This window comes from Paenibacillus sp. P22, assembly GCF_000469945.2.
Taxonomy (GTDB): domain Bacteria; phylum Bacillota; class Bacilli; order Paenibacillales; family Paenibacillaceae; genus Paenibacillus_O; species Paenibacillus_O humicus.
Map to the genome: position 1 here is coordinate 44,067 of NZ_CBRA020000070.1, position 10,995 is coordinate 55,061.

The 10,995-nt window shown below is 59.3% G+C and carries 11 protein-coding genes; 10 read left to right on the forward strand and 1 reads right to left on the reverse strand.

Annotated features, from left to right (window positions below):
• Window positions 1-64: 64 nt before the first annotated feature.
• The 9 genes from BN871_RS11465 (at window position 65) to BN871_RS11505 (ending at window position 7,733) form a co-directional block, all read left to right on the forward strand.
• Complete coding sequence (locus BN871_RS11465) at window positions 65-1,126, forward strand: amidohydrolase family protein (protein WP_127510247.1); 1,062 nt, start codon at window positions 65-67, stop codon at window positions 1,124-1,126.
• A gap of 352 nt (window positions 1,127-1,478) precedes the next feature.
• Entirely contained in the window at window positions 1,479-1,838 is a 360-nt protein-coding gene (locus BN871_RS11470; protein ID WP_048746063.1) for a Rieske (2Fe-2S) protein, read from the forward strand.
• Window positions 1,839-2,111: 273 nt separating this feature from the next.
• Complete coding sequence (locus tag BN871_RS11475) at window positions 2,112-2,597, forward strand: hypothetical protein (protein ID WP_048746065.1); 486 nt, start codon at window positions 2,112-2,114, stop codon at window positions 2,595-2,597.
• A 336-nt stretch (window positions 2,598-2,933) separates the two neighbouring features.
• A complete protein-coding gene (locus tag BN871_RS11480) occupies window positions 2,934-3,353 on the forward strand; it encodes a hypothetical protein (protein WP_048746066.1) in 420 nt (139 codons plus the stop codon).
• Between the two features lie 78 nt (window positions 3,354-3,431).
• Window positions 3,432-4,496, forward strand: a complete 1,065-nt coding sequence (locus BN871_RS11485) for an aminoglycoside 6-adenylyltransferase (RefSeq protein ID WP_332310213.1) — start codon at window positions 3,432-3,434, stop codon at window positions 4,494-4,496.
• A 51-nt stretch (window positions 4,497-4,547) separates the two neighbouring features.
• The gene (locus BN871_RS11490) at window positions 4,548-5,015 is read left to right on the forward strand and encodes a hypothetical protein (RefSeq protein WP_021881961.1); all 468 of its coding nucleotides are present in this window, start codon (window positions 4,548-4,550) and stop codon (window positions 5,013-5,015) included.
• Window positions 5,016-5,057: 42 nt separating this feature from the next.
• Window positions 5,058-6,032 (forward strand): quinone oxidoreductase, encoded by a 975-nt coding sequence (locus BN871_RS11495; RefSeq protein ID WP_198158038.1) that lies wholly within the window; start codon window positions 5,058-5,060, stop codon window positions 6,030-6,032.
• A gap of 148 nt (window positions 6,033-6,180) precedes the next feature.
• Window positions 6,181-6,834, forward strand: a complete 654-nt coding sequence (locus BN871_RS11500; protein ID WP_048746068.1) for a GNAT family N-acetyltransferase — start codon at window positions 6,181-6,183, stop codon at window positions 6,832-6,834.
• A gap of 95 nt (window positions 6,835-6,929) precedes the next feature.
• Window positions 6,930-7,733 carry a hypothetical protein gene (locus tag BN871_RS11505; RefSeq protein WP_048746070.1) on the forward strand — a complete coding sequence of 268 codons (804 nt, stop codon included), beginning with the start codon at window positions 6,930-6,932 and terminating at the stop codon, window positions 7,731-7,733.
• A 166-nt stretch (window positions 7,734-7,899) separates the two neighbouring features.
• On the opposite strand, the gene BN871_RS11510 is transcribed toward BN871_RS11505, so the two are convergent.
• The gene (locus BN871_RS11510; RefSeq protein ID WP_053086971.1) at window positions 7,900-10,155 is read right to left on the reverse strand and encodes a discoidin domain-containing protein; all 2,256 of its coding nucleotides are present in this window, start codon (window positions 10,153-10,155) and stop codon (window positions 7,900-7,902) included.
• A gap of 427 nt (window positions 10,156-10,582) precedes the next feature.
• Between BN871_RS11510 and BN871_RS11515 the strand changes: the two genes are divergently transcribed.
• On the forward strand, window positions 10,583-10,995 hold a 413-nt coding region (locus BN871_RS11515; RefSeq protein ID WP_048746071.1), incomplete at its 3' end, for an SWIM zinc finger domain-containing protein.

The window sequence follows — 10,995 nt, forward strand, 5'->3', positions numbered from 1 at the left end:
GCCACCGTCATGGCTTGAATGCCAAGCCAAACATTCAGCCATGACGGAAGAGGAGAGTGAAAGGGTGAACGTGAAAGATAAGCTCCCGCTCATCGACGCGGATGTCCATAACGAGCAGGCGGACTCGGCTCTGCTGCCCTATTTGGCTGAGCCATGGCGTTCCCGCGTGGCGGGCAGCGGAATCGGCTACTCCGGCTCCGGCTACTATTCGCCGATCGGGGTCATGAAAAAGGATTCCATTCCAGCGGACGGCAGCAAGGCCGGGTCCGATCCGGAGCTGATGATCCGGCAGCTGATCGAGCCCTACAACGTCGAGGCGGCCATCCTGACCGGAGTCGTCTACAACATTTCCTCGACGCATGATCCGGACTACGCGGCGGCGATCTGCTCGGCATACAACGACTACCTGATCGCGGAGTGGCTCGGCAAGCACCCGGCCTTCAAGGGAGCGATGGCGGTATCCACTCTCGATCCTCTGCTGGCTGCACGGGAAATCGACCGGGTCGGAGGCCACCGGGACATCGTGGAGGTGATCATCTCCAGCGCCGCCCGTTCCCCGCTCGGTCAGCGGAGCTATCATCCGATCTATGAAGCGGCGGAGCGCAACGGCCTGCCTCTGGCGGTGCATCCCGGAGCGGAGGGCGGCGGCAGCTCGACGGCGCCTACAGCTGCCGGATATCCTTCGCGGTATATCGAGTGGCATACGAATCTGTCGCAGACATTCATGGCCCATCTCGTCAGCTTTGTCTGCGAGGGCGTGTTCGTGAAGTATCCGCGGCTGAAGCTCGTGCTCGTCGAGGGCGGCGTCGGCTGGCTGCCTCCGCTGCTGTGGCGGCTCGACAAGAACTACAAAGCGCTGCGCTCTACCGTCCCATGGCTGAGGCGGCTTCCGAGCGAATATGTCCGCGACCACTGCTTTCTGACTACGCAGCCGATCGAGGAGCCGGACAATCCGAAGCATCTGGCCGAGCTGTTCGACATGTTCGATGCGGAGAACATGCTGCTCTATTCCAGCGACTATCCTCATTGGGATTTCGACGCTCCGGACATGATTTTGCGCAAGCTGTCTACGGAGGCGCGGCGCAAGATTTTCTATGGCAATGCCAAGCGGCTGTACGGATTGTAAGGACTGGGTGATCTCGTCAAGCTTCTGAATGCATCTCGGATCGGACATACGATCCGTTATTTCATCCCATTTGGCCTCTAACGGGGGGCCATCGGACATACAATCTATTTTGATGCCGATACGAAATCGGGTAATAGCGGAACCTATGTCCGATACGAAGCCATAACCGGGTATAATCGCCGAATAGCGGATCCTATGTCCGATACGAATCCAGTATCCAGCAGCATGCCTTGAGATGAGCGGAATTTTATGCGGTGGATGACGCTCCAAAGACGGCCAGCCCTGAAAGGGCATGTCAAATGTTTGTCTGAAGACCGTTCGGATGAAAGTATTCCAGCAAAGGAGGAATTCCGTGACCGTCCATGATGTGCTGGCCGAGGAAGAGGTGCCGGAAGGAGGATTTGCCGTCGTGCAGGTGGAGGGACGGGAGATCGGCATCTTCCGTATCGGCGGGAATTTTTACGCACTGCACAACTATTGCCCGCATCAAGGGGCTCCGATGTGCGCAGGAAGGGTATCCGGGACTACGAGTCCATCCGGCGTGTACGAGTATGAATACGGGAGGGAAGGCGAGATTCTGCGCTGTCCCTGGCATGGATGGGAGTTCGATATCCGCACCGGCAAGTCGCTGTTCAGCGACCGCACCCGAATCCGCACCTACAAGCTGTCCGTTGGCGGAGGAAGAATAGGAGTCGTGCTGGGGGAGCATTAAAGGAGAAAGGTAAAATCGGGATGCCGAAGCCGCCGCGGGGATGGCTTCGGTTTTTCGGCGTTCCTTTCAAGCCGTAAAGGCATGGGAAGAAAGTAATCGTTTCTTGAAAGAGAGGAGCAGTCCGTCAGAGCGGCCTGCAGCAACAACCAAATACGGCGGTCCCGGACTCGTTGACGTTTGTCCCGGATTTTTTGACGTTCACAAAAGGTTCACTTATGCGAGAGGTGCCATCCTTTCTATACTGGCAAGGGTAAAACGAAAGGATGATGGGAAATGCCCGCAACGAAGAAGGAAGATATTTATTTCGGTTTGATGATGTGCTTTGGAATGGTCGTATTCATGACGTTCTACAATCTCTACACGCATGAACTGCTTGGAACAATGACGTGGAAAGAAGCTCTCGTTCAGCTGCTCCTGGTTTATGTCGTCGCATCCTTGCTGGAGCTGCTTGTCGTGGGCCCGATTGCGAAGAAAGCCGCCTTTTCCTTGCCCTATGACAAGTCCAAGAAAATATTCGTCATGTTGTCCCTGGCTTTGTGCATGGTGACCGGCATGGTTCTCTGCATGTCTTTTTACGGCTTGATGACGACGTACCTCACCAGCGGATTGGATGGAGCATCATGGATCGGCAGCTATTTTTCCCTTGTCGGACACAATTTCATTATTGCTCTTCCTCTGCAGCTGCTGGTCGTAGGGCCGCTGGTCAGGCTATTGTTCGCGAGATTTGTTCAAGGAAACAGAACGGAGCTTGGAGGCTAAGTTCGGCTTCACTGTTTCCGGAACGCCTGCAGCAGCCTAGATGAAGCGATAGCCGTCATAAGCAGCAAGGGGCAGGTTGGGAAACTGGCCGTCCAGCGCGCTTCCGCTTCTTCCTTTCTACTCGATGAGAAGGCCCTTGCGATCATGAATGTCATTTCCCAAATAAAGGGTTTTGTAATCTTTCCGGAGAAGAACCCATAACGTCGATTGCAATCGTTGGCGATGCCGTTCCCGGAAGGAAGAATGAGCCTGATGGCGAGACGAAAATGGGCCTTTCGAGCCTCTATCTTGTTCTCTGTCCTGCTTGCCGTCCTTCTGATCCGAGGATGCTGGCAGATGGGCAGAGTGGAGCAGCAGCTCTATAGAAACGACTTGATGATCAGTCTGGTGCAGCTGGAGGGATTGATCGGCCAGCAGGAAGAGAGGAACTGGGATAAGCCTGATCTCGTCACGATCCAGGTGGGAAATGTGATGGATAACCTGTCTACTCTTGTTCTGACCGAGCTGCCCTCCAAGTCGGAGGAGCGGATGCTGCAAAGCCTGTACATCCTTCTCAGCCGATATCCCAATAGAGAGCCGTACAAGCTGCCGGAGGTATCTAAAGAAGAACAATCGGCCTTCTCCGAATTGCGAGCGGAGCTGAGGGATTCCGGAATTGGAATTGGAATCTCGATGAGCGGCAGCGTCAAGGAAGCCAAGCGCAAGCTGGAAAACTTGCGTGAAGCGCTGGAGGCGAGAGAATTCAATCGCTTCTAGTCTTAGGCAGAGGCCAGGCGTCATCGCATGGGATACAATGAGGGAGACGAGGATCATTCTAAGGGAGGAAAAGGGGAAATGAAAACCCGTTTGCGAAGCATTGACGCCCGTCCCGCATTCGCCCGTCCCGCAATCGCCGTCCCCGCTTTCGCCGGCCCCGCAATCGCCCGTCCTGCTCTCGCCCGTCCCGAACTCGCCCGTCCGCGTCTTGGGCAAGGGGACCGCCTCCTGGATTCAGCCGTGCTGGACAACCTCAAAGCCGAGACAACCAAGGAGGCTGGAGACATGAGAACGGAACAGCAGATGATGGACTTGATTCTGGGTTATGCCCGGCAGGACGAGCGCGTGCGAGCGGTCGTCATGAACGGCTCGCGGACCAATGTGAACGTGCCGAAGGATCGCTTTCAGGATTACGACATCGTCTATCTGGTGACGGAGCTGGATTCTTTTGTGCAAAACCATGCCTGGACAGACGTTTTCGGAAAGCGCCTCATCATGCAGATGCCGGACGAGGGCCAGCTGTTCCCTTCGGACCGCGAAGGACGATACGCTTATCTGATGCAGCTGGCGGATGGCAACCGCATCGACTTGACGCTCATCGAGCGGAGTCAGTCGGATGAGTATGTTCTCGAGGACAAGCTGACGGTCGTGCTGCTCGACAAGGACGGCATGCTGCCGGAGCTGCCTCCTCCGACCGACGAGGACTACCGCATCAAGCCTCCGACCGCATCGGAGCATGCCGGCTGCTGCAACGAGTTCTGGTGGGTGGCGACCTATGTCGCCAAGGGGCTGTGGAGGCAGGAGCATTTGTATGCTTACGACCACTTGAATCTCTATGTCCGGCCGATGCTGCTGACGATGCTGGACTGGCAAGTAGGTATTTCAACCGGCTATAAAGTGAGTACGGGCAAAAACAGCAAGTATTTGCGGCAGTATGTGGACGGACGGACATGGAGCGAGCTGATGGCGACTTGTTCCGATGCCAGCCTCGAAGGCATGTGGGAGGCTCTGTTCGCCATGGGAGAGCTGTTCCGCCGCGTCAGCTCCGAGGTGGCCGAGTCGATGGGCTTTGCCTTCAACGAGGCGGAAGCTCTTCGGGTGACGGCTTATTTGGAAGAAGTAAGGAGCCAGTCCGTCCGATAGCAAGAGGACTTGAACGGAAGCGGGATGTCTGATGAGATGGGAGGCGAATAGGTGGAATCCAACCGGCAGATCCATCCGTTGCGAATAAAAACGCCTGTACTGTGGGCGGAAACGATAGGTCTTGCAGTCGTCCTGCTCGTGAATGGGGCGAACTTCAGCAGGCATCGGGATCTGGATCCGCTTATTTTAGGCATGGGCGTCGTCGTTCTGATTTTCCTCCTGTTGCTCGTCGGAATCCGGCTCAGCCGCTTGAAGCAGCAGCCGAGGCAGCTGACTCTGTCGCCCGGTGCATTGGAAATCGGCGTCAGCCGTTATGAGGCGAGTGAAATCGGTGAAATTCGAGTCTGCGGAGTGTTTGGAGCTTATACCGGCATTTTGAGACGCGGACGCCGCGTCGTGCCGCCGTCTCTCTACTTCCACTTTCTAGAGGAAGAGGAGCAAGGAGTCCGGGAGCTGGAGCGGTGGGCCGCTGACAATGGAATCAAGGTAGCCCGGAAAAACTTTTTAAAATGGATTTGAAGACGGTTGTCGTTTGCAGTAAGTAGCGTCTATGAAAGGGGAATGTTTGTGAAAGCACTTGTATTCCATGAATTCGGCGGACCGGAGGTGCTTCATGTCGAGGAACTCCCGGATCCCATTCCGGCTGCCGATGAAGTGCTCGTGCGGGTGGAGGCGATCGGGCTCAACTTCGCTGATATTTACCGGAGGCGGGGCAACTACCATCTGGTTGGCCGGCCGCCTTATATTCTGGGCTACGAAGGAGCCGGCGTTGTCGTGGAGGCAGGAGCAGGAGCGCAGGCATGGAAAAAAGGGGATCGAGTCGCATTCGCCGACGTTCCGCATGCCAACGCGGAGCTGGTGCGGGTTCCTGCCGATCGCGCCATTCCGCTGCCGGACGAAATCAACTTCGAGCAGGCGGCCGCCGTGCTGCTGCAGGGCTTGACCGCCCATTATCTTGTGAACGACAGTTTCCGCGTCGCTCCGGGGGACGAGGTGCTCGTCCATGCCGCCGCGGGAGGCGTCGGGCAGCTGCTCGTTCAGCTTGCTGCCGCCAAGGGAGCGCGGGTGCTCGGACTGACCTCGTCCGCCGCCAAGCGGCAAGCCGCTCTTCAAGCCGGTGCGGACGAGGTGCTGCTGTACGGGCCGAATTGGGCAAGCGAAGCGCGTCAGTGGAGCGGAAGCGGCGACGGAGTCAGCGTAGCCTACGATTCGGTCGGTTCGACGCTGATGGACAGCTTTGCCGCTGTAAGGACGCGGGGTGCGGTCGTCTTCTACGGAATGGCGGGCGGAGATCCTGCTCCCGTCGATCCCCGGATGCTGATGGACACCTCCAAGACACTGACCGGCGGCGACTTATGGAATCATGTCACGACGCAGGAGGAGAGGATCCGCCGCTCGGGCGAGCTGTTCGGCCGGATTCGGGAAGGCAGCCTGAAGCTTGCGGATATCCGCAGCTTCGCTCTGTCGGACGGAGCGGATGCTCATCGCCTGCTGGAGAGCCGCCTGCACAGCGGGAAGATCGTCTTGATTCCATAGCTTCATAGGGCTGGGCCCTCCAGGGACGGAGAGAAATCTCCGTCCTTTTTTCTATGCTTGAGTTCTTTAACGAATTTGATTATTATCTAATTAGATATCCATTGAACTGACAACTGTTCTTGAGAACTTGGAAAGGAGAGTGGCGACGATGACAAACCCATGGCCGTCTGTATGGTCATCCGAACGCTGCAAAGTCCACGATTTACAGGATGAGGAAGGGAATGCTGCTCAGCAGCTGTACGAGAGATCCGCTCCGCTGCCGATCTGGACGGGCCAGCCTTTGAAATCCTCTTATATAAGGGATGTGCTGAACGGCAATCCGGAGCTGCCGCCGGGCGGCTGTCGGGATCGGCTGCATGTTCAGCTGGCGGAGCTGAAGGAAGAAGCCCAGGCGGCGAATCCGAATGAGGTCGGAACCGCAGCAGAATCGAATGAGGATGGAACCGCAGCAGAACCGAAAGAGGATGGAAACGCAGCTGAGCCTGCCGCCTTGATCGAGCTTTACCGAGGGTATCCGGGAGAACGGGATTTGTACATCGGCTTGTTCGCGGTCGATCCTTCGCAGCGCGGTCAAAGGCTCGGAAGCGAGCTCGTGGAAGGAATCATCCGCCTTGCCGCCGAGCGGTCCTATCATACCGTCAGGGCTGCGGTCGATCTCAAGAACTGGGGGGCTCTGCGCTTCTGGATCGGCTGCGGCTTCAAGGAAGCCGTCAAGGTGAGCGGCGACCGGGAGCATGGCGGGGATGCCTTCGCGAGAATCGAACTGGCATGCCGACTCGGGGACGAAGCCGCAGCCCGGTAGGTCTGCGGCTCATCCGGAGGAGCTGGCTGCTGTGCAACCTTGATGATGGAGGAGGCGTCATTAACGGCAGTAAATGCTTCCAGGAGGAGATTTAAATGCAGCTTCGCGGACTCATCGTATCCCTCTCCGTGTGCGCCCTGCTTTTGACTGCTTGCAGCGGAGCTCCGCCGGAACGGGGGACAACAATCGTCCCGGCACCTTCGGCGGCCATGCACGGCGATCCGAATTCCCCGGCTATCGGCACCGGAGGCGGCGCTCTTCCGTCCCCTTCGCCCGATGGGCAAGCAGCCGTGCCATCCAAGGATGGCACGGCTGCGAGAGCGTATGTGGAGAACGCGGAAGGAAAGCTCGTCATCCGGCCGACCGGCCCGGTGACGGAGGAGAAGCTTGGAGCCCCGAGCTGTCTCGGACAGGAGAACGATCATCAGTGGAAAGGGAGCTTTGAGGCGGTGTGGCAGCCTAAGGTTGGGACCGAGCAGCTGGTAGCGCTTTACGAGGACGGCTTTGACGGCGACGGAATCATTCAGCCGGACACCGAGCCTGTCCGTATGGCAGCCGTATCCTTGGGCTCGGCTGACCTGTATGCGTTCACTCCTCAGTATACCGATTGCCATGCGCTGCTGACGTATTTTTACGTCCTGGAAGGCGGCAAGGCCTACTCGGTGCCGCTGGTCTTCGGCGAGGAGCAGACCAAACCGCTGATGGCGAGACTGCCGATCGGCGGCATGGAGACGAAGGACGGCGAGCTGCTCCTGGCCGAGGGCTACGGCGCGGGGCAGGATAAGATCGACGTGTACCATTTCCGCTACAACGCCGCCAGCCGGCAGCTGGAGAGGACCGCGACCGACAGCCATGATGCGGCCCGATTCCTGGAGCAGGCGAAAGGGACGGCGAAGTAGGACGTTCAGGCAGACTCGCTCAAAATCGCTCAGGGCATGGCATAAAAGACTCTAATTGAAGCGGGGCGAATCCTCTTGTCGGCCCGGCAACCGCAGGAGACGGATCAACGCGAAAAAAGGCCGTTCCGGAAGCTTCGCCCGGAACGGCCCTTTTCTTTTTCCCTGCTTAGGACAAGTATGCGTTCAGCTCGCGGATCGACCACCAGCTGCTGTCCGTGCCGGTCTGCACGATCTTGACGTAGCGCGCGGTTTTCGCGGCGAACGAGGCGGTCACGACCGGACCTGTGCCGGCGCCCGTGGCGACGGCGCTGCCCCAGCTTGCGCCGTCGGCGGAGACATAGATTTCATATCCCCGCGCATAGTCGCCGTCGCTGCCGGTAGAGTCCATCGTCAGCTTGGAGAAGGTTTTGGACGCCTTCATGTCGATGGTGATGAACTGGCCCGGGGCCATCGCAGCGCCGGTGCTCCAGCGGGTCGCCATGCTGCCGTCCAGCAGGTTGGCCGCGACGTCGCCGCTCGACGGATTGCTGGTCGCCGTCCAGCCGGTGCGGTCCAGCGCCGCGCCTGGCGCCGGTGTTGGAGTCGGAGTCGGCGTAACCGTAGGAGTTGGAGTTGGAGTCGGAGCTGGCGTCGGAGTCCCTCCCGAGCCGTTGCCTGCCCACTCCGCCAGCGTCTGGCGCATCGCCTCGGCCGGGGTGTTGGCGTACACGCGGCCGCCGGTGTTGTTGATGATATGGGAGATTTCGCTGCCGGCCGTGCCGGAGAGCCAGATGGTCGTCATGTTGTGGAACTTCACGCCCGGCGCGTTCGGCGCCTCGATGGCGCTGTTCAGCTTGACGGCCGCGTCGCGGAAGTAGGAGTAGATGCCGAGCCCCCAAGCCTCATGGCTCGTTACGCTGTCGGCGACCTTGTAGGAGGCGTAGCCGTTGACGGCGCCTCCGCCGCTTTTCCAGGATGCCTGGTTCGGCACGTCGTACGGAATTTCGGATTGGTAGAAATACAGCTTGCCGCCGTTGCCGTTCCAGACGGTCTGGTACTCGTTGTGATGCTCGTTGAACAGCCCGTACAGGGTGACGTCGGTGCCGTTGACGATGAGGCCGTTTTTGGAGACGTTGGACGTCCATCCGGCGCCGGCGCCGTGGTCGGCGCGCCAGAGCCAGAAGTGGTCGCCGATGACGTCGCTGCTGTTGATGCGCAGGCTGGCGTCGCTGCGTCCGTTCGACGCGCCGCCGGTGCGGAAGGTCAAGTCATGCAGGGAGGTCGGGTTGGTCTTGTGCCGGGCCGTGCTGCCGGCAGGACCGACGTCGAGCAGCACCGGCGTGTTGACCGGTCCGGCATCGAACGTCAGGCCCGCGATCTTCACGCCGTCCACGTCCGCGACGGTCATCGCGGGCAGTCCCGTGTCCGGCACGAGCGTCGGGATGCCGATGCCGAGCACGACCGTATTGGCGTTTGCCACGCGGATCGTATCGTTCAGATGATAGATGCCGGGAGTGAACAGCAGATGCTTGCCTTGGGAGAGAGCCACGTTCAAGCTGGCTGCGGTAGCGCTTTCAGGACGAGCGACGTAGAACTGGCTGATCGGGATCGATTGGCCCGGCGTAGAGCCGGCCGCCCAGCTGACGCCCTGGGTGCCGCTTTGCAGCGAGGGGACGAATACCTGGTATTGGCCGCTGCCGTCCACATACAGATACGGCTTCTCGCGGATGACCGGCGTCGTCGGAACGACCGTATAAGGCGGGTCCGGGAAGCTGGCAGCGGGAGCGTTCTTGTCGCCTACGAACACCATGTTCCAGACGCCGTTGGTCCATTCGCCCCATTCGCTGTTGCGGGAGAACCACTGCTGCTGCGAGGCCGGCACGATCTTGCCGTCGACCTTGGAGTCGGCGAGGAAGCCTCCGCTCGCCCAGCCGGCGTTCCAGTTGGAGTCGAAGTCGAACAGGTCGAGCTCGCCCTTGATGTTGAGCCGGCGGAGCGGAGCGGCCTGCGATACGGCGATCTGCGTCTTGCCGCTGGATGGAGCGAGCGTCATGTTCTCGATCGCCCGCCAGAAGTTGCGCGTCGCGTTGCCGTTGTCCCAGTCGGCGTTCACGTTGACGCCGCCGGTAATCGTGACATCGCCGGGATTGCGCCCGAGGCCGGCCACATGGGTGTAGAAGCCGACGTTGAAGTTGACGTTGTATGTGCCCGGCTTGAACAGCAGCGCCTTGCGGCTGCTGCTGAACTCGGCCGACTCCAGCGAGCCGAAGATCGACGTCGCCACGGACTGAATGTCCGCCGCCGGCATGGACGGATCGAACACATAGACGTCGGGTCCGAACAGGGTGGCGTTGGCGTCGCTGACAGGGGCGGCCGAGGCTGCGCCCGCTGCCAATCCGCCCAGCGTCAGCGCCGCTGCGACCGACAGGATCATTTTCTTCATTCTTCATCCTCCTTTGATTGGCCTTGCGTTGCGCGGGTTGGCCCTGGTGTTGAAATCGTTTTCAAAAACAGGCTGCCTGCCACCTCTTTTCGTTTGATGTCGATGAATTTCTATTGCCATCAGGGGATGGCAACCACAGTATAAGATGGAATTCTATCCTTGAAAACGGTTTCTTTCCAAGTTCTTGAAAATACAAACCAAGCGGCTTGAATTCACCGCCTCAAGCGCAAAAATTTCCCGCCGCATTTACTTTTTGGGCGGTCCTTTTTTTGATATTAGCAAGCTCGTTCAACAAGGGGAAGGTAACAACTGGCTGAATGGCCGCGAAGCCGCTTCCCGGAGAACGCGGTTGGGGCCGTTCTCCTGTCCTCTGCAGGCATGGTATGATGGAGGCTGACCTTAGAAGACATCATGAAGGAGGCCGCCGATGGACAAGAACCAGCCGGGACCGATCCTGACCGAAGCGATGATCCAGAATCTGTGCGGCAGCCTTTCCTTCGGGAAGGGACGGACGCTCTATAAAAACGGCAAGGTGCTGCTGGCCGATTTGGCTGCGGACGGCAGCCGGGTCGAGGCCCTTGTCCAGGACAAGCTCCAAAGCCACGTATCCGTGCGGGCTGCGTCCGGCGGAAGGCTGGAGGCGTCCTGCTCTTCTTGTCCGCCGCTGGGCTCCTACGTCAAAGGCTGCAAGCATGTGGCGGCAGTGCTCGTGGCTGTCAAGGAGCGGCTCCTTGGCGGCGGCGAGGAGCCCGGCCGCCGGCGGAGCGCGGGCAAGAAGCCTTCTGCCGGGGACAAGGCGCCTCCGTCCGGCGTGGACAAGCTGCTGCAGCTGTTCGCGAC

Bases quoted from the DNA above. Each gene is read 5' to 3' on its own strand.
- BN871_RS11475 (WP_048746065.1), top strand. From the start codon at position 2,112: ATGCCCGCAACGAAGAAGGAAGATATTTATTTCGGTTTGATGATGTGC.
- BN871_RS11480 (WP_048746066.1), top strand. From the start codon at position 2,934: ATGGGCAGAGTGGAGCAGCAGCTCTATAGAAACGACTTGATGATCAGT.
- BN871_RS11485 (WP_332310213.1), top strand. From the start codon at position 3,432: ATGAAAACCCGTTTGCGAAGCATTGACGCCCGTCCCGCATTCGCCCGT.
- BN871_RS11495 (WP_198158038.1), top strand. From the start codon at position 5,058: ATGTTTGTGAAAGCACTTGTATTCCATGAATTCGGCGGACCGGAGGTG.
- BN871_RS11500 (WP_048746068.1), top strand. From the start codon at position 6,181: ATGACAAACCCATGGCCGTCTGTATGGTCATCCGAACGCTGCAAAGTC.
- BN871_RS11505 (WP_048746070.1), top strand. From the start codon at position 6,930: ATGCAGCTTCGCGGACTCATCGTATCCCTCTCCGTGTGCGCCCTGCTT.
- BN871_RS11510 (WP_053086971.1), bottom strand. From the start codon at position 10,155: ATGAAGAAAATGATCCTGTCGGTCGCAGCGGCGCTGACGCTGGGCGGA.